Genomic DNA, 25,253 nt, shown 5'->3' with positions numbered 1-25,253 from the left:
TGACGCCCAGCGGAACGGATGCCGGCGGGACGGCGACGCCGGGGCGCCGCGACTCGCTTTGGCCTCCAGGCCCGGATCGGTCTAGACTCAGGGGGCTCGCCCACCTGGGCGAATGCTCTTGGGGCTGTGGCGCAGCTGGTAGCGCACCTGCATGGCATGCAGGGGGTCGGGGGTTCGAGTCCCCCCAGCTCCACCCGAGACACGAGAGCCCGGCCGTCGGCCGGGCTCTCGTGCTCCCAGAAGCAGGAGGGTTGAGAGCAGCGAAGCCCCCGCCGTGAGGCGTAACCGCTGAACGGCACTCATCGACGGCAGGAGCTTCGCGCCTCTTATCCCCGTCGCTTCACGGCCCCGGGACCTCCCGGCGATGCCACTCGTCAGTTGTCAGTGCCCATCCGTCGGATACGCACGAACTGGACAACGCTCGCGACCGCCGCCACAACCGCAGCGATGATCCACGGTAGAACTTGTGTCATCACGGCAATTGCTCCCGTGAGCACAGTCATAGCAAGGGCGATCCATAGCAGGAACTTACGCTGGGCGAGCTCAGTCATCAGCCGAAGGCCTTACGCACGCAGTAGCCAACCGTGCCGGCCCCGATTCCGGCACCGATGAGGCAGACAACGAGGCCCGGACCGGATGCGCTACAAGCGACCATCGCTGCGGCGACCAGCCAGGCAGCGATGCCGGCAGACGAGAGGCAGCTGTTGAGCTCGCTCCAGCTGGCAGTACTGACGGCGTTCGAGAAGAAGTCATCGACGAGCAGTTCGCCGTCCTGATAGATGAGCGCGTGTCCACCGTTCTGCTCCGGCAGCTCCGTGAAGTGCGCCTCCGTGTACGACACAATATCGAACGCCTCAGTGACCTGTGCGCTGATGTTGTCGTAGTCGTCGCCGAGCTTGGCGGTAGCGATGTAGTCACCGCTGATCTCATCTACCACGACCTCGGCCCGCCCAAGCACCGAAACCGGGTCGGCCACCTTCTCGGTGAAGGTCATCGAGCCGTCCTGGTACGCGTCAACCAGGGCCTCCCGCACCTCGTCAACCGGAGGTGCCGACATACGAGCGTCCGCCGACGCATCGACGGTCGCGGCAACGGCCGTCGACGGGATAGCGAACACGGTTGCCACGAGTGCACTTACCACGGCACCCGCGATGGCAGCCTTACTGGGGATTCGCAAAACATGCTCCATTCCACAGACCCAATGCCACGCCGCCCATCGACGTGGCAAAATGGACACTATGTGATCTTTCGGCGCGGGTCAAAGAATCTCATGCTGTGGCGCGCGAGTTGCTGGCGCACAGCAGTGACGGGGCGTGTGGCGGGCGTCACCCCGCACACCCGTTGCCCTCAACCTAGGTTGAGGTCTTAGCGTCGGAGGACATCACCACGAGAGGACGAGGACCATGCCCGTCTACACCCTGCCCGACCTGCCCTACGACTACGCGGCGCTCGAACCGCACATCAGCGGGCGCATCATGGAGCTGCACCACGACAAGCACCACGCCGCGTACGTCGCCGGCGCGAACGCCGCGCTCGACGCGCTGGCCCAGGCCCGCGAGACCGGCGACCTGGCCGCGGTGAACCTGCACGAGAAGAACCTCGCGTTCAACCTGGGCGGGCACACCAACCACACGGTGTTCTGGCACAACCTCTCGCCCGAGGGCGGCGGGGAGCCCGACGGCGAGCTCGCGGCGGCGATCGCCGACCAGTTCGGCAGCTTCGCGGCCTTCCAGGCGCACTTCGCGGCCGTCGCGACCGGCATCCAGGGCTCCGGCTGGGCCGTGCTCGGCTGGGACGGCGTCGGGCAGCGGCTCGCGGTGTTCCAGCTCTTCGACCAGCAGGCCAACGTGCCGCTCGGCATCACGCCGCTGCTCATGCTGGACATGTGGGAGCACGCGTTCTACCTGGACTACCTGAACGTCAAGGCGGACTACGTCACGGCGTTCTGGAACCTGGCGAACTGGTCCGACGTCGGCGCGCGGCTCGACCGGGCGCGTGCGGCCACCACGGGCCTGCTCGTGGCGGCGTAACACCGCACGACGTGACGCAGGGCCCGGCCGCCGGCCGGGCCCTCGTCCGTCACCGCCGCGTGGTCTGCGGCTTCGGCTTCGCCGGCTTCGGCGTCAGCGACGGCCCCGTCGACGCCGGGTCCGGCCGCTTCTTGCCGTCCTCCCCGATCATCCGCGGCGCGGGCTTGATGGGCCAGCGCTCCACCACCCGGCTCCGCAGCTCGTAGCCCCGCCTGGCGGCGACGACGTCCCACACGACGGCGACCAGCACGACGGCGGCCGAGCCCACGAGGGTGATCAGCGCCTGCGGCACGAACCCGCCGAAGGTCTCGTCCGCGTCGCCGTACAGCGTCGCGACGTCCTCCATCCCTCCCGTGCCGAGGCTGTACACCCCCCAGCCGAGCACGGCCCCGAGGGCGGCCAGCAGCGCCAGGGCCTGCACGAAGATCACCGGCTGATGGTTGGCGTACTTGCGCAGCAGCACCCGCGGGGGGCGCGGGGCCGTGGGGTCGTCCAGCGCCTCACGCAGGATCTCCTGCTCCCTCTGCTGTACGGCCGAGTCGGCGAAGAACCCCACGACCAGGAGCACGACGGCCGCCACCATGAGGGCCGCGAAGACCCAGACCCCGGCCAGGAGCACGACCTCGATGCTCTCCCCGTACTCCATGCGCGGACCGGCGTCGGCCCTGGTGCGGAACGGGTGCGTGACGAACAGCCAGAGCTGCATGAGGCTGAACCCGAGCGCGAAGCACACGATGCCCACGTACTCGAACCAGGTGGCCCGCCGCCGTGTGCGCAGAAGGTCGTCCGGGAGCCCCGTCTCGTCGTCCGCCTCCGACGCCGGCGCGGCGCGGCGCCACGCCGCCCCCTCGTCCGGGGTGGTCCAGTGCGCGGCGATCTCGAGCCGACGCCGGTGCTGCGCCGGGCGACCCCCGTACGCGAGCAGCAGGAACACCCCACCGACCCCGGTGGCCGCGAGGAAGATCCAGAGCAGATACACCTCGCTGCCGTTGATCGTGAAGACGGCGATCACGGACATCAGCAGGCCGACCCCTGCCACCACGTAGGCCACGACGAGGAACGGGCCGAACGGCGGCTCGGCCGCCACCTGGTCGACCTGGCTCGGGTGCGGCACGGCCGTCCGGGGCGCACCCTCCCGGGCCGCTCGGGCGATGGCGCGCGACGTGATCACCTCGCGCAGCGCGAACAGCATGGTGGTGACGATGCCGGCGGCCAGCGCGAGGACGAGCACAGGCACCATGGCGGCCCGGGCGAGCTGGTCGAGCGCGCCGCGCACGGCCGGCTCGTAGGTCAGCGCCTCCTCCGCGACCATCGCGACGGCCAGGAGGAGCACGAAGGACGCCCCGATGCCGAGGAGGAAGGGGGCGAGGGCGTTGATCGCCGCGTTCACGACGTTCCCCGCGAGGCCCACCGGGTACACCCGCCAGTGCGGCTGATCTGCAGGTCGTTGTGTTGTCATGGCGCGGGCAGTCTATCCATGGGGATGAAAAAAGGCCCGGCCGACGGCCGGGCCCTTCATCCGGTGGAGCTGGGGGGACTCGAACCCCCGACCCCCTGCATGCCATGCAGGTGCGCTACCAGCTGCGCCACAGCCCCAGATTGGTCTCCCCCGGACCGTTCGGCCGGGCGAGCGTCGTTAGTCTATGCAGACCGGCGCCCGGGACCAAATCCACATCCGGTGCGCTCCGTCACTGCCGCGCCTCGGGTCCCGACTGCCAGGTGTCCAGCGGGTACCCCGCACCCACGTTGTGCGCCACGAGCCGCCACGCCGGCGTCGCCCCGGGCGCCGAGGCGTGCAGGTGGGACCAGTGCACGTTGTGCAGGCCGTGCAGCCCGCGCCACGTCGCAGGATCCAGGCCCAGGAGCCGCGTCACGGCCTGCGTGATCGCCGACCCATGCGACACGACCACCAGGGTCTCCCCCGGGCTCAGGGTCTCGGCGTGCCGCAGCACGGCCTCCTCCATGCGCCGTGCCACGACGCCCTTGGACTCGACGCCCTCGACCGGCGGCTCGCCGCCGCCGCGCCAGACGGCGTGCTGCTCCGGCCAGCGCTCGGCGATCTCGGCGTCGGTCAGCCCCTCCCAGATGCCGAAGGAGCGCTCACGCAGGCCGGCGTCGGTCACGACGTCCAGGCCCACGTGCCGCGCGTACGCGGCCGCCGTGTCCCGGGCGCGCTGCAGGTCGCTGGAGACCACCAGCGACGCCTTGTGGGACGCCGCCAGCGCCGTGGCACCCTGCTCGGCCTGCCACCGGCCCACCTCGTCCAGCGGGATGTCGATCTGACCCTGCAGGCGCAGGCCCGCGTTGTACGCCGTGCGCGCGTGGCGCAGCAGCACGATCGCTCCTGCGGTCACCGCTGCACGTCCCCCGCCAGGTGGATGGCACCGTCGTCGGGGTCGCGGTACTCCGCCGGGTCGCCGCCACCGCGTGCGTCCTCCGGCAGCGGGATCGCCGGGCAGTCCTTCCAGAGGCGCTCGAGCGCGTAGTAGGTGCGGTCCTCGGCGTGCTGCACGTGCACCACGACGTCACCGAAGTCGAGGAGCACCCACCGCGCCTCCGACTTGCCCTCCTGCCGGATCGGCTTGACGCCCTCCTTGAAGAGCGCCCGCTCGACGGCGTCGACGATCGCGGACACCTGACGCTCGCTCGCGCCCGAGGCGATGAGGAATACGTCGGTGAGCACGAGCTGCTCGCTCACGTCGAGCGCGATGATCTCCTGCGCCTTGACGTCGCTCGCGGCGCGCGCGGCGACGATCGCGAGCTCTGTGGCCCGCTCGGTGGCGGTCATGCCCTGCCTCCTCCTCCGAAGCCGGGCAACCCGCCCAGCAGTGCCGCGGCCTGGTCGGGCTCGATGGAGCTGTCGCCCTCCAGCACCAGCTTCCAGATCAGCAGGCCCAGCACGAACGCGACGACGACCAGGATGACGTAGTGCAACCAGGTGTACTGCGGGCCCTCGTCCTCCTCCTCGTCCCACTCCTCCTCCACCTCGCGGCGAGCGGACCGGGACGGCGCGGCAGGGGCCGGGAACTGGCCGCCCGCGCCGGGGAACGGGGCCTCGGGCCCGGAGCCCTGGGGCGCGGCGCCACCGACCGGCCCGGACCCGGGGCCCGGACGCCGGGGGAACGGGGAGCCGGGATCAGCGGGAGCACCACCCGGGGCGAGGGACTGCGGCGCCGACGCCGGGCTGCCTGCCTCCCACGGGAGTGCGGGTGCGGCGGCCGCGGAACCGCTCGGCGGACCACCGACCGGGGCGCCCGGTCGCTGTCCCCGGCCACCCGGGGCGCCCGGGGCACCGGGACGAGGGCCGAACGGCGACGGGGGGTTCGACGGCGGCTGCGTCGGCGCAGGCGCCGCGGCGCTCCACTGCGTCGTCTGGCCGGGGTCGCCCGAACCGCCCGGGGCCTGCGGAGCCGGGGCGGAGAATCGTCCGGACCTGCCCTGCTGCGGAGCGGGCGGCACGGGAGCCGCGGGCTGGCGGGAACCGAAGGGGCTGGGCGGTCCACCCTGCGGGCCCTGCCCGCCGGGGCCGGCGGGGCCCCCGCGGCCGGCCGGCGCGGGGCCGGGGCCACCCGGGGCGGGCTGCCCGCCCGGCCGACCCGGGCTGAACGGCGACGGCGGGTTGCCGCCCGGCTGCTGCACGGGCGTCAGCCGACCGGTCGCGTCCACGCCGCGCGTGCCGCCCGTGGCCTGCGGCGGCCGTGCCACCGGCGGGTTCTGCGGCGACCAGCCGCCCTCGGGCGCGGCCGCGCCGCGGTGCGGAGGCTGCTGGGCCTGCCCGCCCTGCGGCGGGTAGGAACCACCGCCGGCAGCGGCGGCCGCGGCAGCCTCACGCTCGCGGATCTCGCGGCGCGTCATGGGACGACCTTTGTTGTCACTCATCGTGAAGACCTCGATACAGTCCGTGCTTGGCGATGTACTGAACCACGCCGTCAGGCACCAGATACCAGACCGGCAACCCCTCCTGCGCCCGACGACGACAGTCGGACGAGGAGATGGCGAGCGCAGGGACCTCGAGCGTCGTCACACCGTCCCGAGGAAGCCCGTCCACGGAGAGCATGTGCCCTGGCCGTGTGACAGCGACGAAGTGTGCCATGTCCCACAGCTTCTCGGCATCCTTCCACCGAAGAATCTGCTGGATGGCGTCCGCTCCCGAGATGAAGTAGAGGTCCGCGTCGGGACGCTGCTCCCGCAGGTCCCGGAGGGTGTCCACCGTGTAGGTGAGGCCTTCGCGGTCGATGTCGACGCGGCTCACCGTGAAGCGCGGGTTCGACGCCGTGGCGATCACCGTCATGAGATAGCGGTGCTCCGCCGGGGTGACCCGCTGCTTCTGCTTGAACCCCGGCCGGCCCGTGGGGACGAAGACGACCTCGTCCAGCCCCAGGTGTGCCGCCGCCTCGCTCGCGGCCACGAGGTGGCCGTGGTGGATGGGGTCGAACGTGCCACCCATCACTCCGATGCGGGGGCGGGTCCCGGCGGGGGTACTCATGCGGTGGGCGCGCTCATCTGGTCGTCAAGCTCCCGTCGGGTGGCTCAGTGTCGGTTTCCGACGTTGCGGAACGCGTAGGTGACGACCAGCGCGGCGACGAGGGCGCCGAAGGCGATCAGGCCCAGCGCGATCGGCGAGATCGGCTCGTTGGCGTGCTCCGAAGCGGCCTCGGCGGCCAGGACGGCGGTGTGCAGCACGGGTCTTCCTCCCAGTCGGACGTGCTCAGGTGGGCTTTAGTCTCTCACGGACGTCTTGCGGCGAGTGCACCGCGGCACTGGGTCGCAAGGAGATCCTGCGGAGGTCTCCCGGACCCCCGGGACGTGTCACGGCTTGATGTGCCCGTCCCCGGTCACGACCCACTTGGTGGTGGTCAGCTCGGTCAGGCCCATGGGGCCGCGCGCGTGCAGCTTCTGCGTGGAGATGCCAATCTCGGCACCCAGGCCGAGCTCGCCGCCGTCGGTGAACCGGGTGGAGGCGTTCACCATGACCGCGGCGGAGTCGACCTCGGCCACGAACGTGTCGGCCGCCGCGATGTCGCGCGTGACGATGGCCTCGGTGTGCCCGGAGGACCACGTGCGGATGTGCTCGATCGCGGCGTCCAGCGAGGGCACCACCCGCACCCCGAGCTCCAGCGCGAGGTACTCGGTCGCCCAGTCCTCGTCCGTCGCGGGCACCATGTCGGCCCCGGCGGGGGCGAACGACATGGCCGCCGGGTCCCCGTGCAGCACCACGCCCGCGCCGGCCAGCGCGGCGAGCGCCGCCGGCAGGAACGCCGCCGCGGCGTCCTCGTGGACGAGCAGCGTCTCGGCCGCGTTGCACACGCCGACCCGCTGGGTCTTCGCGTTCATCACGATCGCGACGGCCATGTCGACGTCGGCCGTGGCGTCCACGTAGACGTGCACGTTGCCGACACCCGTCTCGATGACCGGCACGAGCGACTCACGCACCACGGTCTGGATGAGGTCGGCGCCGCCGCGCGGGATGAGCACGTCGACCAGGCCGCGCGCCCGCATGAGCGCCACCCCGCCCTCCCGGCCGTACGCGTCGATCGACTGGACCAGGTCGGCCGGCAGGCCGCGCGCCTCCAGCGCACCCCGCATGACCTCGACGATCAGCGCGTTCGACGCCGCCGCCGCGCTGCCCCCGCGCAGGATCACGGCGTTGCCCGACTTGAGGGCCAGACCCGCGGCGTCCACGGTCACGTTGGGGCGGGCCTCGTAGATCATGCCGACCACGCCCATGGGTACCCGGACCTGGCGCAGCCGCAGGCCGTTCGGCAGGGTCTGCCCCCGCACCACCTCGCCGACCGGGTCGGGCAGGCCGGCGACGTCGCGCAGCGCGTCCGCGATCGTGCCGATCCGCTCCGGCGTCAGGGCGAGGCGGTCCAGCAGGCCGTCGGACATGCCGTTCGCCCGGCCACGCTCCAGGTCCTCCGCGTTGGCGGCGACGATCGGGTCCGCCGCGGCCACCAGGGCGTCCGCGACGGCGCGCAGGGCGGCGTCCTTCGTCATCCGGTTCGCCGTGGCCAGGGCGCGGGCCGCGACCTTGGCACGCCCGGCGACGTCGCGCACCGCGGAGGTCACGTCCGTGGTGTGCGGCGGCTGCGCCGCTCCGGGGGTCTCGCCTCCGGTACGGGTCGCCTCGTGGCTCACTGTCGTCATGCGTCGAGCGTACGTCGGACGGGCGCGGATGCCGAGGACGATCCCGTGGTACGGACGCTCACCAGGAGGGTCGCGCGCTCCGCGGCGGCACGAAGTGCGTGAACGCGGGCTCGTGCCCGGAGACCCCGGTCACCGGGTCGAAGACCCCGAAGTAGTCGGGGCCGAGCCGCCACGCGGCACGGTTGGTGGCCCGCGGGCTCAGCGCGGGCCAGCGGCCGGACTCGACGCGCTCCTCGAGCGCGCGCACAGCGACCAGCTCCTCGGCCAGGCTCACGGTGAGGTGCGCACCCCGCTCGACGTACAGGTTGCGGTAGCGCTCGGGGTGACCCACGTGGGCCACCCGGTCACCGAAGGACCGTTCGTACGACGGCGGCGCGCCGCCGTCACCGGTGGTGTGCAGCGTGAGGACGGGCGACGGCGTCGTCCCCTCCGGCCGGTGCTGCACCAGGTTCGCCCGCGCCTGGGGGTCGGCCTCAATCACCGGTGCGGCGGCGAGCGCGGTGAGGTCGGCGGACAGGTCGGCACCGGGTGCCGCGGCGTAGGCGGCACGGACCTCGCGGAGCATGCCGGAGTGCACGAGCCGGCGCGACCAGCTCCCGTCGAAGGAGGCCGAGGCGTTACCGCCGAGCTTGGCCTCCCAGTCCACGCGCGCCGTCGGGCCCAGGCCGAACGAGTAGGCCCACATGAGCCACTGCGCCTGGCCGCGGGTGCGGTCCTCCACGCTGCCGGGTTCCGGTGCCGACACGTCGTACCAGCCCGTGATGTCGTTCAGGGAGGCGATGAGAGCGATCTTGGCCCGGCCCTCCGGTGTCTCCGCAGCGGCGGCGACCGCGTCCACGAGGGCGGCGCGGCCCGCCCGCGCGTCGGTGGGGTGCACCAGCTCGATCGGGTTGCCGTTGGCGTCGGTGCCGTCGGTGAGCAGCACCTTGGTCGCGAGGTTCACGTCGAGGATCGTGTCGAGCATGCCCACCACGTCGATCGCACCACCGATGGCCAGCACGCCGTCGATCCGGTCGGGTTCGACCTCGGCGTGCTTCAGGGCCGTCACCGCGCCCATGGAGGAGCCGGTGGTGAAGGTGCGCTCGGGCTCACCCACGTGCTGCTCGAACCAGTCGAGCAGCCTGGACTGGTCCGCCACGGCCGTGGGCACGGTGAAGTCGTAGCCGCCGTCCTGGAACATCGACGCCGCCAGGGCGTAGCCGTGGTCGGTGAGCACCTCCTCGGACGCCGGCTGGTTGCCGAGCAGGTGCGGCAGCGGCTGGCCCGCGAAGATCTCGGAGGGGTAGTTGCCGTGGCTGTACAGCAGCAGCGTGCCGTTCCAGTCCTCGGGGACCAGCACACGGTAGGCCGCGCCGGCGATCTCGCCCTCGTACTCCGTCGGCGGCGCGTCGGCCGTCGCGGCGGCCGGTTCCGGTCCTGCCGACGACGGCACGGCCGCCGCCGGGACGCTCAGCAGGGGTACGAGCACGGCGGCCAGGGCCGCCGAGGCCGTGCGGGCAGAGTGCCGGGTGCGTCGCATCTGTTGCTCCTCGGGTCGTGCGGCGCGCCCGGGGTGCGCTGCCGCCTACCCGTTCCGACGTGCTGCCGCCGGGGAACTCATCGGCCGGTCGAGCACCAGGTCGTCCCGGTGCACGACGACCCGGTCGTACCCCTCGCCCAGCTCGTCGCGCAGGGCGTACGTGGAGCGCCCGAGCAGCGCGGGCAGGTCGCTCGCGTCGAACGCGACCAGTCCGCGCGCGATCACGGCGCCGTCGGGCGCGACGAGCTCCACCGGGTCGCCCGCCTCGAACTCCCCCTCGGCCCGCGTGATCCCGGCGGGCAGCAGCGAGGCGCGGCCGCCGAGCACGGCCCGCGCGGCGCCGTCGTCCAGGTGGAGGCGGCCCTCCGTGCGTGCGGCGTGCGCGATCCACAGCCGCCGGGCCGAGGTGCGGCGTCCGGTGGCGGCGAAGAACGTGCCGACGTCGTCCCCGGCGAGGGCCGCGGCCGCGTTGGCCGCGAGCGTCAGGACCACGGGCACGCCCGCGCCGGTGGCGATCCGCACCGACTCCAGCTTGGTGACCATGCCGCCGGTACCGACAGCGCTGCCGCGGGCGGTCACCTCGACGCCCGCCACGTCCTCCAGGTCGGCGACCAGCGGGATGCGGCGCGCGCCGGGGCGCGACGGCGGGGCGTCGTGCAGGCCGTCGACGTCGGTCAGGAGCAGCAGGGCGTCGGCTCGCACCAGGTGGGACACGAGGGCGGCGAGGCGGTCGTTGTCGCCGAACTTGAGCTCGTCGGTGGTGACGGCGTCGTTCTCGTTGATGACGGGTACCACGCCGAGGGCGAGCAGGCGGTCGAGCGCGCGCTGCGCGTTGCGGTAGCGGGCGCGCCGCACCGTGTCCTCGGCGGTGAGCAGGATCTGGCCGATCTGGAGGCCGAACGCGGCGAACTCCTCCTGGTACCGCCGCACCAGCTGGCCCTGGCCCACGGAGGCGGCGGCCTGCATGGTGGCGAGGTCCCGCGGCCGGGCCCCGAGCCCGAGCGGACCGATGGCGGCCGACACCGCACCGGAGGTGACCAGCACCACCTGCGCACCCGCGGCCTGCCGGGCCGCCAGCACCTCGACGACCCTGCGCAGCGCACCGACGTCGAGGTGCCCGTCCGGGCCCGTCAAGGAGGACGAGCCGACCTTCACGACGACGCGTCGCGCCGAGGTGATCGCGGACCGGGCACCTGCCGAGGAGTCGTGGGAGCTCACGCCCCCATCCTCGCCGCACTGCGTGCCCGGGTGCGCGCTCATTTCACGACCCGGGCAGCCCCCGTGCCCGTCAGGCGTCGTCCGGGTCCGTCCAGTGGCCCGACTCGCGTTCCGTCCACAGCTCCTGGCGGGCCGCCGCCTTGGCGTCCATGCGCTCGTGGTGCTCGCGACGCTTCTCACCACGGGTGGGCCGCTCGTTCTGGTCGAGCCGCAGGTCGGTGCCACGACCACCGAGCAGCTCGGGGCCGGTCTGCAGCGTGGGCTCCCAGTCGAAGACGACGGCGTTGCGCGGGTCGCCGATGCGCACCTCGTCACCCGCGACGGCGCCCGCCTTGAACAGACCGTCCTCGACGCCGAGCTTGGCGAGCCGGTCCGCGAGGAAGCCGACGGCCTCGTCGTTGTTGAAGTCCGTCTGCCGCACCCAGCGCTCCGGCTTCTCGCCGCGCACCTCGAACCAGTAGTCGGTCTCACCACCCAGCCGTCGCACGGTGAACTTCGACTCGTTCACGGCACGCGGGCGCAGCACGATCGGCGCGGGCTCGGGGGCCGGCGCGGCCGCCCGGGCCTTCTCCACGACCTCGGCGAGCGCGAACTTCAGCTCGCGCAGGCCCTCGTGGCTCGCGGTGGAGATCTCGAACACGCGCAGGCCGCGGGCCTCCAGGTCGGGGCGCACGAACTCCGCCAGCTCGCGCGCGTCGGGCACGTCGATCTTGTTCAGCACCACGAGCCGCGGACGCTCCTCCAGCGGCACCCGTCCGCCCGCGATGCCCAGGTCACCCGAGTAGGCCGACAGCTCGGCCTCGATCACGTCGAGGTCGGTGAGCGGGTCGCGGCCGGGCTCCAGCGTGGCGCAGTCGAGCACGTGCACGATCATCGCCGTCCGCTCGATGTGCCGCAGGAACTCCAGGCCCAGGCCCTTGCCCTCGCTGGCGCCCGGGATCAGGCCCGGCACGTCCGCGACGGTGAAGCGCGAGTCCCCCGCCTGCACCACGCCGAGGTTCGGCACCAGGGTGGTGAACGGGTAGTCCGCGATCTTGGGCCGGGCGGCCGAGATCGCGGCGATCAGCGACGACTTGCCGGCACTCGGGAAGCCGACGAGCGCCACGTCGGCGATCGTCTTGACCTCGAGCTCGAGATCGGCGGTCTCGCCCTCCTCGCCGAGCAGCGCGAAGCCCGGGGCCTTGCGCTTCGGCGACGACAGCGCCCGGTTGCCGAGGCCGCCCTTGCCGCCCGCGGCGGCCACGTACTCGGCGCCCTCGCCCACGAGATCGGCCAGGACGTTGCCGTCGAGGTCCTTCACGACGGTGCCGTCCGGCACCTTGAGGATCAGGTCGCCGCCCTTGGCGCCGTCCCGGTCGTCGCCCATCCCCTGCGTGCCCGACGTCGCCCGCCGGTGCGGCGAGTGGTGGTACTCCAGCAGGGTGGTGGTGTTCGAGTCGACGACGAGGCGGACGGAGCCGCCGTCACCGCCGTCGCCGCCGTCGGGTCCCGCCAGGGGCTTGAACTTCTCGCGACGGATCGAGGCACAGCCGTTCCCGCCGTTGCCTCCGACGGCGTGGAGCACCACCCGGTCCACGAAGCTGGCCATGTCTTGATCCTCTCAGGTACTGCTCGGGCGAGCGGCCCGGGGCCGCTCATGAAAAGGCGTAAGGGGGCGCACCGTCACCGGTGCGCCCCCTTACGCGGAAGCCGGTACCTCCCGGCTCAGGCCTCGACAGTCACGATGTCGACGACCTTGCGGCCACGACGCGTGCCGAACTGCACGGCGCCGGCGTCGAGGGCGAACAGGGTGTCGTCCTTGCCGCGGCCCACGTTGCTGCCGGGGTGGAAGTGGGTGCCGCGCTGGCGGACGATGATCTCGCCGGCCTTGACGACCTGGCCACCGAAGCGCTTCACGCCGAGGCGCTGGGCGTTGGAGTCACGACCGTTGCGCGAGGAGCTCGCGCCCTTCTTGTGTGCCATCTGAAGAACCTGTCTTTCGGGACGGAGGAGAATCTGTATCGCACGCGGGCCCGTCGAGACGCGCCCGCAGCGGAAGTCACTTGATGCCGGTGACCTTCAGGCGGGTCAGCGACTGGCGGTGACCCTGGCGCTTGCGGTAGCCGGTCTTGTTCTTGTACTTGAGGATCGTGATCTTGGGACCCTTCTCGTCCCGCACGACCTCAGCGGTGACCTTGACCTTCGCGAGCTTCTTCGCGTCGGTGGTCACCTTCTCCCCGTCCACGAGCAGCAGGGCCGGGAGCTCGACGGTCTCACCGGGCGCCGACTGGACACGGTCCATGACGACGATGCTTCCGACGGACACCTTCTCCTGGCGGCCACCGGCCTTGACGATCGCGTACACCACGTTCAACTCATCTCTCTAGTCTTGGCGTGCGCGCACGACGGGATCCACCGGCTTCGCTGAGACTCGCTCCGCCGCGGCGGTCGAGTGCGGTGCGCCATGGGCACGCAGGACGGGTGCGCAGACAGCACACCGAAGAACCAGGTTACGCGATGCCCCTTGCGGGGACAAACCAGCGGCGGCGTGGCCTTGCCCACGCCCGGCTCCATATCGGCCCGGCCATGAATTGACCTCTCGGAAACCAAGCAGAATTCACCCGTCTGCTAGCGTGCATGACTGTTTTTTGACCGAGACTTCGTCGCCGCACGAGAGGACCCTCCGATGGCGAGCCGCAAGAGCACCGGCAAACCGACCGCCCATCCCGCACTCCTGCCCGGTCTGGGCGTCGAGAGCACCCGCAACAGATTCGGTACGAGCTGGGGCGTGTTCGCCTTCGCGGCCGTCCTGGTCGCAGGTGTGATCATCTGGGGTGCCGCCGCGCCCGACAGCCTCGCCGCGGCGTCCGGCGCCGGCCTGGCCTGGGTCTCCGGATCGTTCGGCTGGTTGTTCGGCCTGCTCACGTGCGCCGTCTTCCTCTTCATGATGTGGCTCGGCTTCGGCCGTTACCGCAACATCCGGCTCGGCCAGGACGGCGAGAAGCCGGAGTTCTCCACGGGTTCCTGGCTGGCGATGCTGTTCTCCGCCGGGATCGGGATCGGCCTGCTGTTCTACGGCCCGTACGAGCCCATGACCTACTTCCTCGACCTGCCGCCGGCGTACGAGAGCCTCGACCCGGGCAGCAACCCGGCCATGCACGCCGCCCTGGTGCAGACGCTGTTCCACTGGGGGCCCATGGCGTGGGCCTACTACGCGCTGGTCGGCGGCGCCGTGGCCTACGCCGCCTACCGCAAGGGCCGCAGCCCGCTGATCTCCTCGCTGCTGGAGCCCATCTTCGGCGAGCGCACCAAGGGCTGGCTGGGTGCGGTCGTCGACTCGTTCGCGATCATCGTGACCCTGTTCGGCGTCGCGGTCTCGCTCGGGATCGGCGCGCTCCAGATCGGGCGCGGCGTCGAGATCGTCGCGGGGACCGGGCCGCTCGGCAACGGCGCGATCATCGGCATCATCGCCCTGCTCTCGATCGCGTTCATCGTGTCGGCGGTGTCGGGGGTGAAGCGCGGCATCCGCGCCCTGTCGAACATCAACATGGCGGTGGCCGGGCTGCTCGGCGTCTTCGTCTTCGTCGTCGGGCCGACGGCGTTCCTCCTCAACCTGCTGCAGGGCACCTTCATGCAGTTCGTCGGCGACTCGTTCCGGCTGATGGCGCAGACGGCGGCCACCGCCCCCGACGCGCAGGCGTTCATGGACACCTGGACCACGTACTACTGGGCGTGGTGGGTCTCGTGGACGCCCTTCGTGGGCCTGTTCATCGCCCGCATCAGCCGGGGCCGCACCCTGCGCGAGTTCGTCACGACCGTGATCGTGACGCCGAGCGTCGTGTGCCTGGTGTGGTTCACGGTGCTGGGCGGCACGTCGATGTGGATGGAGCAGGCGAACGGGGCGCTGAGCTCGGCCGAGTCGCCGCAGGACATGCTGTTCGCCCTGCTCCACGAGCTGCCCGCCGGCACCTTCACGTCGATCGTCGCGATGATCTCGATCGTCATCTTCTTCGTGACGAGCGCCGACTCCGGGTCCGTCGTCATGGCCAGCCTGTCCCAGCGCGGCAACCCGAACCCGAGCCCCTGGGTCACGATCACCTGGGGCGTCGCGCTGGCGGCCATCGCCGCCGTCCTGCTCGTGGGTGGCGGGTCGGTGGCGCTGAACGGACTGCAGAGCCTGGTCATCATCACCGCGCTGCCGTTCGCCCTGGTGGTGGTCCTCGTGATGGTCGCGTGGGGCAAGGACCTCGCCCGCGACCCGCTCACGCTGCGGCGCCGGTACGCCCGCGAGGCGATCGTGCAGGGCGTACGCACGGGCATCGAGGAGCACGGTGACGACTTCGTGGTCGGCGTGGTGCGCACCGAGGGCGCCGACAAGGGCGCCGGCGCGTGGCTCGACTCGGACGACCCCGCGCTCACCGCCTGGTACCAGCCGGAGCAGGTCACGGTCACCGAGAGCTCTCGCGACGCCGGGGAACCGGAGCCGGTCGGCTCCCGCTGAGCCGCCTGCTCGCCCCGGGGTGGCGCACCTGGCGACCCCGGAGCGTCTGTGCCTACCCTGGCAGCAGGTGATCCTGATGGTCTCTGAGCCGGCAGCCGAGCACGACGACATAGGGCGGGCGATGCGGGCGGTGCCCCGCCGGGACTTCCTGCCCCGGTCCCAGCGTCCGTTCGCCGGCCAGGACCGCCCGTTGCCGATCGGGCGGGGCCAGACGTCCTCGCAGCCCTCCACGGTCGCGGCGATGCTCCGCCTGCTGCGCGTCCCGCTGGGCGCACGGGTGCTCGACGTCGGCGCGGGCTCCGGCTGGAGCACCGCGCTCCTGGCCTTCCTGACCGGCCCGCAGGGCGCCGTGCTCGGCGTGGAGCGGGACGAGCGGCTGGCGGCGTGGGGCGCCGCGAACGTGGAGCGCACCGGCATGAGCTGGGCGCAGGTGGTGCAGGCGGAGCCGGGCGTGCTCGGCATGCCGCGGGAGCACGGGTGGGACCGGATCCTGGTGTCGGCGTCGGCCCCTGCGCTGCCGCGCACCCTGGTGTCGCAGGTCGGGTACGGCGGCCGCATGGTCATCCCCGTACGGACGTCGCTCCTGCTCATCGAGCGCCTGCCCGACGGCCGCACCCGGGCCACCGATCACGGGGGCTACCGCTTCGTGCCCCTGATCGAGGACTGAGCGGGACGCTGCGTCCCGCCGGTCACAGGACGGCGCCGCGCCCCGTGGCGTGGCGCCGGCAGCGGGCCTCGTAGGACTCCGAGCCGCCCACGTGCGCGGCGACCGGCACCAGCGCGTCGCCCGGGCCGACGCCGGAGTCGTCCTGGCCGGCGCCCGACCCGGCCTGGCCGACACCGGGCAGCGGCGGCGCCTCCGGGATCCGGACGTGGAACGCGGCGTCCGCACCGCAGACCGAGCAGACGGCGGTGAGCTTCTCGACCGACTCCGCGAGCGCCATGAGCTCGGACAGGGGTGAGAAGGGCTGTCCGTCGAAGGTGACCGACAGCCCCGCCACCACGACCACCAGCCCGCGGTCGGCGAGATCCGAGACCACGGGGACGAGCCCGGCGCCGAAGAACTGGGCCTCGTCGATCGCGACGAGTTCGACCGGACGGGCGGCGTCGTCGTCCTCGGCGGGACGGGCGGCGTCGTCGTCCCCGGCGGGACGGGCGGCGTCGTCGTCCCCGGCGGGACGGGCGCCGCCCGGGCTGTCGGCGGTGTCGAGCAACGAGGGGATGTCCACGGCGTCGGACACGGTGCGGGACGGGAGGCCTGCGCCGGAGTGCGACGTCACGCGACCGCTCCCCCGTCGCGTGTCGAGCGCGTGACTCACCACGAGCACGCCGCGCTGCGCGATCCGCGCGCGGCGCACCCGGCGCAGCAGCTCTTCGGACTTGCCGGCGAACATCGGGCCGGCGATGACCTCGAGGCGCCCGGCGCCCAGACCGTCCTTCATGGGCGCCAGTCAAGCATTCCGTGGCCTCCTCCGGCACGGCCACCGACGTCGGCACCGTCCCGTCCTGCCCGGCCTGGGCGTCAGCAAGGACCCCGGGACCGCCCGTGCGCTCCGTGACCTGCTCGACGAACGGACGTCCTGGGTGCGGCGTGCAGGTATGCCGCTTGGCATGCCGACCGAAGGTGCCCCGTGGAGGCCGGTCACTCTGCGTCGACATTGTCTACGCAGAGTGACCGGCCTCCGCGGGGCACCTTCCCGCCCGGGTGCTCTCGGCCCTCCAGGACAGGACCTACAGGACGCGCGCCACCCCGGGAACCCGGCGCAGCAGATGGGCGAAGGTCCAGCACAGCGGGATCGAGAGCACGAGCAGGATCAGGAACTTCACGCCGGCCGGGGCGGTCAGTGGCGCGAGCAGGATCGCGACGCCGACCAGCACCAGGGCGTGGATGACGTACACGGCGAACGAGTTCCGCGCAGCGAACCTCGCCCATGCCGGCTGCCCGGAGAGCCGCTCCCGGAACAGCACCAGCAGGGCCACGATCGTGCTCACCGCGAACACGCTCTCTGCAAGGGCCGCGCCGAGCTGAGCGAGGAGCCCCGCGCCGGGTGCCGTCGCGAGGGCCACGGCGCCGAGTGCCGGTCCCACGCTGACGAGCGCCGCGACCAGCGCGACCCGGCCCTGCCGCGGGGTGAGCCCGGCGAGCCACCCGCGGCGGGAGGCCAGCACGCCCACCACGAAGAGGATCACGTACTGCGGCAGGTACGCCGGCGTGGGCAGGCCACCGAGCTCCCAGTAGGTGCCGGTCGGCACCGCGAGCCGCCACAGGAACGCGGCGAGCGTCAGCATCCCCACGAGGAGCCCGATCCCCCGGTACCCGAGCGGGCCGGACCAGCGCCTAGCCACGGCCTGACCCGCGTCGGGCACGGTCTGACCCTCGTCGGCCACGGTCTGACGGGCGTCGGGCATCGAGAGCGCGGTGGAGCGGGCGCGGAGCGCGCGGAAGGCCGCGTAGGCGAGCGACATGACGAGCAGCACCTCGACGAACCACAGCGGGCCCGGGTCGCCCACGGTGAACCAGAAGTGCAGGAAGGTCTCGCCCTCGGCGCGCGCCGCCGGCCACTGCGGCAGGGACAGGACCGGCCGCGCCACCAGCAGGAAGGCGACGAGCGGCACACCGAGCCGGATCACCCGGTCCCGGGCGAAGGCACCGGGGCCCTTGCGGTCGACCGAACCGGCGACGAACAGGCCGGAGAGCAGGAAGAAGGCGCCCATGAACCAGAACTGGTTCACGATCACGAACAGCATCAGCGCGATGCCCGACGGGCTGGTGCTCGGCTCCGCCCAGTACCAGACCGGCAGGGCGCCGTAGGTGACGGCGCAGTGGTGCGCGATCACCAGCACCGTCAGCAGCACGCGCAGGTTGTCGATGTATCCCAGCCGGGTGGTGGGTGGTGCGGTGGTGGTCGTCGTCATCACGGCTCCGTCGTCCGGGGATCCCCTGGATCCTGGTTCGGTGGTTCATTACTCGACTAATGAACCATAGAACGTCGACGGTCCGCAAGGAAGTTCTCGCCCGGACACACGAAACGAGGGCCGCCACCGGATGGTGGCGACCCTCGTCGGGATCAGGTCAGAGGCCGAACAGCCTCGCCCAGAAGCCCTTCTTCTGCTCAGGCGACCTCGTCGCCAGCTCCTTTGGGCGGTTCCGGCTGCCCGGTGCCGGAGCCCCCCTCCGGCGTCTCGTCGGTCGTCGGTCGCACGTCGTCGGACGCGCGCGAGGGCGGGTCGGCAGGCGCAGCGTCAGACACTTCCGCGGGAGCGGCTGCCGGGGCCGAACCGGCCGCGGGGAGCTGGATCTCGTCCAGGGTGGCGGGACCCTCCGGGGCCGGTTCCTTCGGCTCGTGCGCGTGCTGCGCCGCGGCGGCGATGGTCGCGAGCGTGGCCTTGACGGCCTCCCGCGCCTCGGACCGCTCCTCGGGAAGGCTGGCGACCGGGGCGGCGGGCTCCTGCGCCGACGCCTTCTCCTTGCCCCGCTTGCGGCGCGCCCGCGCGGAACGCGGGCCCTCCTCGGAGGACGCCACCGAGGCAGTGGCCGAGCCGCCCGCCGACTTCTCGATCGGCTCCTCGTGCACGATGAAGCCGCGGCCCTTGCAGTGCTCGCAGGTCTCCGAGAACGCCTCGACCAGGCCCTGGCCCACGCGCTTGCGCGTCATCTGGACGAGGCCCAGCGACGTCACCTCGGCGACCTGGTGCTTGGTGCGGTCCCGGCCCAGGCACTCGACCAGGCGACGCAGCACCAGGTCACGGTTGGACTCGAGCACCATGTCGATGAAGTCGATGACGATGATGCCGCCGATGTCGCGCAGGCGCAGCTGCCGCACGATCTCCTCGGCCGCCTCGAGGTTGTTCCGCGTGACGGTCTCCTCGAGCGTGCCGCCCGCACCGGTGAACTTGCCGGTGTTGACGTCCACGACGGTCATGGCCTCGGTACGGTCGATGACCAGCGAGCCGCCCGAGGGCAGCCAGACCTTGCGGTCCATGCCCTTGGCGAGCTGCTCGTCCACCCGGTGCACCGTGAACACGTCGGTGTTCTCGACCCACTTGGACACGCGCTCGCGCAGGTCGGGAGCGAGCTCCTCGACGTAGTGCGCGATCTCGTCCCACGCGCCCTCGCCCTGCACCACCAGCGACGAGAAGTCGTCGTTGAAGATGTCGCGGACCACGCGGATCGCCATGTCCGGCTCACCCTGCAGCAGGGCCGGGGCGGACGCCTTCTTGGCCTTGGCCTGGATGGCGTCCCACTGGCCCTGCAGCCGCTCGACGTCGGCGCGCAGCTCGTCCTCGCTGGCCCCCTCCGCGGCGGTGCGCACGATGACACCCGCGCCGTCCGGCACGACCTCGCGCAGGATCTTCTTGAGGCGCGACCGCTCGGTGTCGGGCAGCTTGCGGCTGATGCCGGTCATGCCGCCGCCCGGCACGAACACCAGGTACCGGCCCGCCAGCGTGATCTGGCTCGTCAGGCGGGCTCCCTTGTGGCCGATCGGGTCCTTGGTGACCTGCACCAGCACGGAGTCGCCCGACTTCAGCGCCTGCTCGATCCGGCGCGGCTGACCCTCCAGGCCGGCCGCGTCCCAGTTGACCTCGCCCGCGTACAGCACGGCGTTGCGGCCCTTGCCGACGTCGACGAACGCCGCCTCCATCGAGGGCAGCACGTTCTGCACGCGGCCCAGGTACACGTTCCCGGCCATGGACGCCTGCGACTGCTGCGAGACGTAGTGCTCCACGAGCACGCCGTCCTCCAGCACCGCGATCTGCGTACGGCCGTTCTTCTCGCGCACGATCATCGACCGCTGCACCGACTCGCGGCGGGCCAGGAACTCGGCCTCGGTGATGATCTGGCGACGGCGGCCGTGGTCGCGGCCCTCGCGACGGCGCTGCTTCTTGGCCTCCAGGCGCGTGGAGCCCTTGAGCGCGGTGACCTCGTCGCTGCGGCTGGACCGCGCGGCGGCCGCCTCGGCACGCTCGCCACGGGTCCCCCGGCGGCGCCGGCGACGACGGCGGCTACCACCGTCACCCTCCGCGGCGTCCTGCGCGTCGTCCTCGCCGTCGGCCTCCGTGTCGACGTCCTCGTCGGAGGACGCCTGCGCGCCCTCGTCCTGGTCGTCGTCCTGGTCCTCGTCGGCGGAGTCGTCCTGGTCGTCCCCGCGTCCGGCGCGGCCACCGCGACGGCCGCGCCCACCCCGGCGACGTCGACGGCGCGACGGGCGCACCTCCTCGTCGTCGTACTCCTCGAAGTCCTCCGGGGCGAGCTCCTCGAGCTCGACGCCCTCGGCGACGAGCTCCTCCTCGATGGCGCCGACCTCGTCGACGGCCGCGGCGTCGTCCTCGCTCAGCTCCGCGGCGACGAACTGCGGCGCCGCCGGGACGCTCGGCACCACGGCGGTCGCGTCGCCCGCGGGCTCGGCACTCTCCTGCGCTGTGGCCTCGGCCTCGGGCTCGGGACGGGCCGCCGGCTCGGCGCTCGGACCCGTACCGCGGACGGCCCGGCGCGAGCCGGACCGGCGGGTCCGGGGCTCGGCGGGCGCGGGCGTCGCCTCGGCGGCCTGCTCGACCTGCTCGGCGACGACCTCGGCCGCCGGCGCGGCCGGCGCCTCGGGAACAGGCTCGGCCGGGCGCTCGGCGGTGCGGGGCACCGGACGGGCGAACTGCGGCGTCAGGTCCTGCGGACGCGGCGGACCGGCGGGGGCCTGCGCACGCCGCGAACGGCGTGCGGCCGAGTCGTCCGGCGCCTGGAACAGCAGCGCCGTGGTGGCCAGGCGCGGCACGCGCGTGCCCGAGGTGGTCGCCGCGGGCGACACCGGGGCCTGCGCGGCCGGGGCCTCGGCGGCCTGGGCGGGCTCGGCGGCCTGCGTGGTCTCGGCCGGGGTCGAGGTGGCACGACGGCTGCGGCGCGCGCGGCCCTTCGGGGCCTGCTCCGCGGGCGCGTCCGCCACGGTCTCCTCCGTCGCAGCGGCGCGCGGGGCGGACTCCTCCGGCGCGGGCTCGGCGACCTGGTCGGCGGTCTCCGCGACCGGCTCGGTCACGGGCTCCGCGGCCTTGCGCCGCGAGCGACCGCGCTTGGGCGCCGCCTCGGCCTCGGGTGCGGCGTCGGCCGGCTCCGCCTTCCGGCGGGTGCGCCGGCGGGGTGCGGCTTCGGACTCCTGCGCCGGGCCACCGGGCAGCACGATGTCGTCGAGGCTCGCGACCTCACGCACGGGCGCCTCGGCAGGGGCAGCGGGCTCCGGCAGCACGATGTCGGCCGGTGCGGGCGCGTCGGCGCCCTGCTCGTCAACGGGCTCGTCGACCGGCTCGTCGACAGGCTCGGGCTCGGCCTCAACCTCGGCCGGCTCGGCCTCGGCAACGGCGGCAGCCTCGGCGGGAGCCGCAGGCTCTGCTCCGGCAGGCTCCGCCGGCTGCGTGCCGGCAGTGAGATCCGTCTCATCCGGGGCGACGGTCCCGGCCGGGGCGGACTGCGAGTCCGCCGTCGGGCCGGCGTCCACGACGGGTGCCGGGGAGGAGACGCCGCGCGTGGCGCGGCGACGCGGACGCCTGGTGGCGGTCTCGCCGGCTGCCGGGGCCGCGGGCGCCGCCACCGCTGCGGTACCGCCCGTGGTCACCGGCTGGGCCTCGGCCGGGGCCGAGGAGGTGTCGGACGAGCCGACGACGATGGGGCCGGCGCTGGCCGTGGAGACCACGGACCGGGTGGCCCGACGACGCGGGCGCTTCACCGGCGCGCTGTCCGCCGGGGCCTCCCCACCAGTGGTGACCTGGGCGTTCGCCTCAGGTGCGTCGTGATCATCCTGTGACCCGATGGTCGAACCGGTGGTGCTGGAAGGCGTCACGTGAGGTGCTCCTGTAGCCGGCGCCCGCTCCACACCACGCGGACCGCCAGGCGGTCGGTCGTCCGGCGATGCGTCGCGGCGAAGCGACACACCCGAACGGAAGTCTTGGCTGCGGCCCTCTGCCCGTCGTCTTCGCGGACGCCTGCCACCACGTTCTGTCGTGACAGCGGCACCGCGTGCGGATCACGGGCAGTGCTGGACTCTGCAGGCCACGCAGGGATGTGGGCCCGCGCGGGTTCGACCAGTATCGCACAGGAGGCGGCGCCCGCCCTGCCTGGACCAAAGCGTGGTTCAACAGCGTGTACAGTTCCTTGTGAAGACATTCACAAGCGACGGAATCACCCCGCGGCGGCGCGCGGACCTGCTCGATCAGGCCTAGCGTCCCCAGGGACAGAGCCGTTCGAACACCTCACAGGAGCCCGGAGTGGAAGCCCTCGACCTGGCACGCTGGCAGTTCGGCATCACCACCGTCTATCACTTCATCTTCGTGCCGCTGACGATCGGCCTGGCGCCCCTCGTGGCGATCATGCAGACGGCGTGGGTCCGCACCGGGAACGAGCGCTGGCTGCGGCTGACCAAGTTCTTCGGCAAGCTCTTCCTGATCAACTTCGCGCTCGGCGTGGTCACCGGCATCGTGCAGGAGTTCCAGTTCGGCATGAACTGGAGCGAGTACTCGCGGTTCGTCGGTGACGTGTTCGGTGCGCCGCTCGCCATGGAGGCGCTGGCCGCCTTCTTCGTGGAGTCGACGTTCCTGGGTCTGTGGATCTTCGGCTGGGACCGCCTGAACAAGAAGGTGCACCTGGCGTGCATCTGGGCCGTGGCGGTCGCCGTGAACCTGTCCGCCTTCTTCATCCTGGCCGCCAACTCCTGGATGCAGCACCCCGTGGGCGCCCGGTACAACCCCGAGACCGGCCGCGCCGAGATGGAGTCGATCTGGGCGATCCTCGCCAACAACACGCTGTGGGCCGCGTTCCCGCACGCCGTCGCGGCCGCGTTCCTGACCGCGGGGACGTTCGTGGCCGGGATCGCCGCCTGGTGGATGGTGCGCCTGGCCCGGACCAGGCGGCCGGAGAACGTCGAGCTGGCGCGCGACGTCTACCGCCCGGCCGTGGTGCTGGGCACCGTGGTCATGCTGGTCGCCGGCGTCGGCGTCGCGCTGACGGGTGACGCCCAGGGCAAGCTGATGTTCGAGCAGCAGCCCGGCAAGATGGCCTCCGCCGAGGCCCTGTGCGAGGGCGAGGAGGCCGCCAACTTCTCGATCCTCACCATCGGCGACCTGTCCAACTCCTGCGAGGGCGTGCGGCACATCCTGGAGGTGCCCGGCCTGGCCAGCTACCTCGGCACCGGCCACTTCTCCGGCCCGGACAGCTTCCTGCCCGGTGTCAACGACGTGCAGCAGGAGTACTCCGAGCGGTACGGCGAGACCGACGACGCCGGCAACGCCATCTCCTACACCCCGAACCTCGCCGTCACCTACTGGAGCTTCCGGCTGATGATCGGCTTCGCCGCCGGGTCGGCGCTGCTCGCCCTGGCCGCCCTCTGGTTCACGCGCGGCGGCCGGGTCAGCGACAACACGTGGCTCGCCCGCATCGGTATCGCGGCGATCCCGACGCCGTTCCTCGCGTCGTCGTTCGGGTGGATCTTCACCGAGATGGGGCGCCAGCCCTGGGTGGTGGCGCCCAACCCGACCGGCATCGACCAGATCCGGCTGCTCACCATGCGGGGCGTCTCCGAGGTGGTGAGCCCCGGCATGGTGCTCACCTCGATGATCGTGTTCACCCTGCTCTACGGCGTGCTCGCCGTGGTCTGGTACCGGCTCATCCACCGCTACGCGATCGAGGGCGTCCCCACCACGGTGCGCGACGAGTCCCCCGAGGCGGCGGACGACGACACCGACCGGCCGCTCTCGTTCGCCTACTGACCCCTCTGACCCCTCTGACCTCCGCCAGAACCAAGACTGACAAAGGACATGACCGTGGATCTCGCGCTCGTGTGGTTCCTCATCATCGCGGTCCTGTGGACCGGATACCTCGTGCTGGAGGGCTTCGACTTCGGCGTCGGCATGCTGATGTCGTTGCTGCCCCGGGGTGACGGCGCGCACCGGGAGAAGGAGCGGCGCGTGCTGGTCAACAGCATCGGGCCCGTGTGGGACGGCAACGAGGTGTGGCTGCTCACCGCGGGCGGCGCCACCTTCGCGGCGTTCCCCGAGTGGTACGCCACCCTGTTCTCCGGCTTCTACCTCCCGCTGCTGCTCATCCTGGTGGCGCTCATCGTCCGGGGCGTCGCGTTCGAGTACCGCGGCAAGATCGCGGACGCCGTCTGGGCACGCCGCTGTGACGTCGCGATCCAGGTCGGGTCCTGGGTGCCCGCCGTGCTCTGGGGCGTGGCGTTCGCCAACCTCGTGCGCGGCGTCCAGCTCGACGAGGCGCACCAGTACGTGGGCGGGTTCTGGGCCCTGATCAACCCGTTCTCGCTGCTCGGCGGCGCCACCACGCTCGTGCTCTTCCTCCTGCACGGCTCGGTGTTCGTCGCCCTCAAGACGGACGGCGAGATCCGGGCGCGCGCCCGGCGGTTCGCCGGCGTGCTGTCGGTCGGTGCCCTGCTGGTGGCCGGCGGCTGGGCCCTGTGGGCGCAGCTCGCGTTCTCCGTCACCTGGACCTGGGCCGCCGTGGTGGTCGCCGCGCTGGCCCTGGTCGGCGTCGTGCTGACCAACCGCGTGGGACGTGAGGGCTGGGCCTTCGGCCTGTCCGCCGTGACGATCGTCGCCGCCGTCGTGCTGATCTTCGGGTCCATGTTCCCGGACGTCATGCCCGGGCTGGACGGCGGCCCGTCGCTGAGCATCGCCGAGGCGGCGTCCACGCCGTACACCCTCACCGTCATGACCTGGGTCGCCGTGGTGCTCACCCCGCTGGTGATCCTGTACCAGGGCTGGACCTACTGGGTGTTCCGGCGCCGGCTGACCGTGGACCACATCCCCGCGCCGGCCGGGCTGACCTGGAAGAAGATCAAGGAGTCGGCCTTCTAGGCCGAGGAGC

The 25,253-nt window shown here is 72.4% G+C and carries 22 protein-coding genes and 2 tRNA genes; 6 read left to right on the top strand and 18 right to left on the bottom strand.

Translation table 11 applies throughout. From position 1 onward, the window contains the following. The first annotated feature begins 120 nt into the window (after positions 1-120). Positions 121-193 (top strand) — tRNA-Ala (locus ACO229_RS01010). 181 nt (positions 194-374) lie between these two features. Here the strand turns inward: ACO229_RS01010 and ACO229_RS01005 are convergent. Both ACO229_RS01005 and ACO229_RS01000 read right to left on the bottom strand, forming a co-directional pair. Next, positions 375-551 (bottom strand): hypothetical protein, encoded by a 177-nt coding sequence (locus tag ACO229_RS01005; RefSeq protein WP_423463423.1) that lies wholly within the window; start codon positions 549-551, stop codon positions 375-377. Further along, entirely contained in the window at positions 551-1,126 is a 576-nt protein-coding gene (locus tag ACO229_RS01000) for a hypothetical protein (protein WP_423463422.1), read from the bottom strand. Before ACO229_RS01000 ends, ACO229_RS01005 begins: the two co-directional genes overlap by 1 nt. A gap of 277 nt (positions 1,127-1,403) precedes the next feature. Here ACO229_RS01000 and ACO229_RS00995 point away from each other — a divergent pair, with 277 nt between their 5' ends. Then, complete coding sequence (locus tag ACO229_RS00995; RefSeq protein ID WP_423463421.1) at positions 1,404-2,030, top strand: superoxide dismutase; 627 nt, start codon at positions 1,404-1,406, stop codon at positions 2,028-2,030. Positions 2,031-2,079: 49 nt separating this feature from the next. Here ACO229_RS00995 and ACO229_RS00990 read toward each other — a convergent pair whose 3' ends face one another. From ACO229_RS00990 to rplU, 13 genes are all read right to left on the bottom strand, one after another. Next, the gene (locus tag ACO229_RS00990; protein ID WP_423463420.1) at positions 2,080-3,489 is read right to left on the bottom strand and encodes a hypothetical protein; all 1,410 of its coding nucleotides are present in this window, start codon (positions 3,487-3,489) and stop codon (positions 2,080-2,082) included. Between the two features lie 64 nt (positions 3,490-3,553). Further along, positions 3,554-3,626 (bottom strand) — tRNA-Ala (locus ACO229_RS00985). A gap of 92 nt (positions 3,627-3,718) precedes the next feature. Further along, positions 3,719-4,384: a histidine phosphatase family protein gene (locus ACO229_RS00980; protein WP_423463419.1), complete on the bottom strand. Its 666-nt coding sequence runs from the start codon at positions 4,382-4,384 to the stop codon at positions 3,719-3,721. Continuing rightward, positions 4,381-4,818, bottom strand: coding sequence for a ribosome silencing factor (gene rsfS, locus ACO229_RS00975; RefSeq protein ID WP_397411404.1), 438 nt, complete (start codon positions 4,816-4,818; stop codon positions 4,381-4,383). The genes ACO229_RS00980 and rsfS overlap by 4 nt, the downstream gene beginning before the upstream one ends. Next, complete coding sequence (locus ACO229_RS00970; RefSeq protein WP_423463418.1) at positions 4,815-5,885, bottom strand: hypothetical protein; 1,071 nt, start codon at positions 5,883-5,885, stop codon at positions 4,815-4,817. The genes rsfS and ACO229_RS00970 overlap by 4 nt, the downstream gene beginning before the upstream one ends. Positions 5,886-5,901: 16 nt before the next feature. Beyond that, entirely contained in the window at positions 5,902-6,516 is a 615-nt protein-coding gene (nadD, locus tag ACO229_RS00965) for a nicotinate-nucleotide adenylyltransferase (RefSeq protein ID WP_397411408.1), read from the bottom strand. Positions 6,517-6,560: 44 nt separating this feature from the next. Beyond that, positions 6,561-6,713 carry a hypothetical protein gene (locus tag ACO229_RS00960; RefSeq protein ID WP_182485788.1) on the bottom strand — a complete coding sequence of 51 codons (153 nt, stop codon included), beginning with the start codon at positions 6,711-6,713 and terminating at the stop codon, positions 6,561-6,563. A gap of 126 nt (positions 6,714-6,839) precedes the next feature. Then, complete coding sequence (locus tag ACO229_RS00955) at positions 6,840-8,177, bottom strand: glutamate-5-semialdehyde dehydrogenase (protein WP_397431150.1); 1,338 nt, start codon at positions 8,175-8,177, stop codon at positions 6,840-6,842. 58 nt (positions 8,178-8,235) lie between these two features. Next, entirely contained in the window at positions 8,236-9,696 is a 1,461-nt protein-coding gene (locus ACO229_RS00950; protein ID WP_423463417.1) for a hypothetical protein, read from the bottom strand. A gap of 45 nt (positions 9,697-9,741) precedes the next feature. Beyond that, positions 9,742-10,914 carry a glutamate 5-kinase gene (proB, locus tag ACO229_RS00945; protein WP_423463416.1) on the bottom strand — a complete coding sequence of 391 codons (1,173 nt, stop codon included), beginning with the start codon at positions 10,912-10,914 and terminating at the stop codon, positions 9,742-9,744. 70 nt (positions 10,915-10,984) lie between these two features. Next, positions 10,985-12,502 (bottom strand): GTPase ObgE, encoded by a 1,518-nt coding sequence (gene obgE, locus ACO229_RS00940; RefSeq protein ID WP_397431155.1) that lies wholly within the window; start codon positions 12,500-12,502, stop codon positions 10,985-10,987. Between the two features lie 116 nt (positions 12,503-12,618). Beyond that, on the bottom strand, positions 12,619-12,876 hold the full coding sequence (gene rpmA / locus ACO229_RS00935; protein ID WP_119143073.1) for a 50S ribosomal protein L27: 258 nt from the start codon (positions 12,874-12,876) through the stop codon (positions 12,619-12,621). Positions 12,877-12,952: 76 nt separating this feature from the next. Then, positions 12,953-13,261, bottom strand: coding sequence for a 50S ribosomal protein L21 (rplU, locus tag ACO229_RS00930; protein WP_119143071.1), 309 nt, complete (start codon positions 13,259-13,261; stop codon positions 12,953-12,955). A gap of 318 nt (positions 13,262-13,579) precedes the next feature. Here rplU and ACO229_RS00925 point away from each other — a divergent pair, with 318 nt between their 5' ends. Continuing rightward, positions 13,580-15,394 carry a BCCT family transporter gene (locus ACO229_RS00925; protein ID WP_397431157.1) on the top strand — a complete coding sequence of 605 codons (1,815 nt, stop codon included), beginning with the start codon at positions 13,580-13,582 and terminating at the stop codon, positions 15,392-15,394. Between the two features lie 76 nt (positions 15,395-15,470). Next, a complete protein-coding gene (locus ACO229_RS00920; RefSeq protein WP_397431158.1) occupies positions 15,471-16,061 on the top strand; it encodes a protein-L-isoaspartate O-methyltransferase in 591 nt (196 codons plus the stop codon). Between the two features lie 22 nt (positions 16,062-16,083). Here the strand turns inward: ACO229_RS00920 and ACO229_RS00915 are convergent, their stop codons facing one another. From ACO229_RS00915 to ACO229_RS00905, 3 genes are all read right to left on the bottom strand, one after another. Beyond that, the gene (locus tag ACO229_RS00915) at positions 16,084-16,836 is read right to left on the bottom strand and encodes a thymidine kinase (protein WP_423463415.1); all 753 of its coding nucleotides are present in this window, start codon (positions 16,834-16,836) and stop codon (positions 16,084-16,086) included. Between the two features lie 289 nt (positions 16,837-17,125). After that, a complete protein-coding gene (locus tag ACO229_RS00910; RefSeq protein WP_423463414.1) occupies positions 17,126-18,310 on the bottom strand; it encodes an acyltransferase family protein in 1,185 nt (394 codons plus the stop codon). Positions 18,311-18,507: 197 nt separating this feature from the next. Next, a complete protein-coding gene (locus tag ACO229_RS00905) occupies positions 18,508-22,218 on the bottom strand; it encodes an Rne/Rng family ribonuclease (protein WP_423463413.1) in 3,711 nt (1,236 codons plus the stop codon). Between the two features lie 424 nt (positions 22,219-22,642). On the opposite strand from ACO229_RS00905, the gene ACO229_RS00900 reads away from it, so the two are divergent. Next, positions 22,643-24,139, top strand: a complete 1,497-nt coding sequence (locus ACO229_RS00900; protein WP_397431164.1) for a cytochrome ubiquinol oxidase subunit I — start codon at positions 22,643-22,645, stop codon at positions 24,137-24,139. A gap of 54 nt (positions 24,140-24,193) precedes the next feature. After that, positions 24,194-25,243 carry a cytochrome d ubiquinol oxidase subunit II gene (gene cydB, locus ACO229_RS00895; protein WP_397411433.1) on the top strand — a complete coding sequence of 350 codons (1,050 nt, stop codon included), beginning with the start codon at positions 24,194-24,196 and terminating at the stop codon, positions 25,241-25,243. Positions 25,244-25,253: the final 10 nt, after the last annotated feature.

Source organism: Promicromonospora sp. MS192 (assembly GCF_049532985.1).
Lineage (GTDB): Bacteria > Actinomycetota > Actinomycetes > Actinomycetales > Cellulomonadaceae > Promicromonospora.
The sequence above is the reverse complement of the archived record's forward strand: the minus strand, read 5'-3'. Positions and strand labels throughout refer to the sequence as shown.

What these genes read in the sequence shown, in the direction of transcription:
- ACO229_RS01005 (WP_423463423.1), bottom strand. Translation starts at nt 551, where the DNA reads ATGACTGAGCTCGCCCAGCGTAAGTTCCTGCTATGGATCGCCCTTGCT.
- ACO229_RS00995 (WP_423463421.1), top strand. Translation starts at nt 1,404, where the DNA reads ATGCCCGTCTACACCCTGCCCGACCTGCCCTACGACTACGCGGCGCTC.
- ACO229_RS00990 (WP_423463420.1), bottom strand. Translation starts at nt 3,489, where the DNA reads ATGACAACACAACGACCTGCAGATCAGCCGCACTGGCGGGTGTACCCG.
- rsfS (WP_397411404.1), bottom strand. Translation starts at nt 4,818, where the DNA reads ATGACCGCCACCGAGCGGGCCACAGAGCTCGCGATCGTCGCCGCGCGC.
- ACO229_RS00970 (WP_423463418.1), bottom strand. Translation starts at nt 5,885, where the DNA reads ATGACGCGCCGCGAGATCCGCGAGCGTGAGGCTGCCGCGGCCGCCGCT.
- nadD (WP_397411408.1), bottom strand. Translation starts at nt 6,516, where the DNA reads ATGAGTACCCCCGCCGGGACCCGCCCCCGCATCGGAGTGATGGGTGGC.
- ACO229_RS00955 (WP_397431150.1), bottom strand. Translation starts at nt 8,177, where the DNA reads ATGACGACAGTGAGCCACGAGGCGACCCGTACCGGAGGCGAGACCCCC.
- ACO229_RS00950 (WP_423463417.1), bottom strand. Translation starts at nt 9,696, where the DNA reads ATGCGACGCACCCGGCACTCTGCCCGCACGGCCTCGGCGGCCCTGGCC.
- obgE (WP_397431155.1), bottom strand. Translation starts at nt 12,502, where the DNA reads ATGGCCAGCTTCGTGGACCGGGTGGTGCTCCACGCCGTCGGAGGCAAC.
- rpmA (WP_119143073.1), bottom strand. Translation starts at nt 12,876, where the DNA reads ATGGCACACAAGAAGGGCGCGAGCTCCTCGCGCAACGGTCGTGACTCC.
- ACO229_RS00925 (WP_397431157.1), top strand. Translation starts at nt 13,580, where the DNA reads ATGGCGAGCCGCAAGAGCACCGGCAAACCGACCGCCCATCCCGCACTC.
- ACO229_RS00920 (WP_397431158.1), top strand. Translation starts at nt 15,471, where the DNA reads ATGGTCTCTGAGCCGGCAGCCGAGCACGACGACATAGGGCGGGCGATG.
- ACO229_RS00915 (WP_423463415.1), bottom strand. Translation starts at nt 16,836, where the DNA reads ATGAAGGACGGTCTGGGCGCCGGGCGCCTCGAGGTCATCGCCGGCCCG.
- ACO229_RS00910 (WP_423463414.1), bottom strand. Translation starts at nt 18,310, where the DNA reads ATGACGACGACCACCACCGCACCACCCACCACCCGGCTGGGATACATC.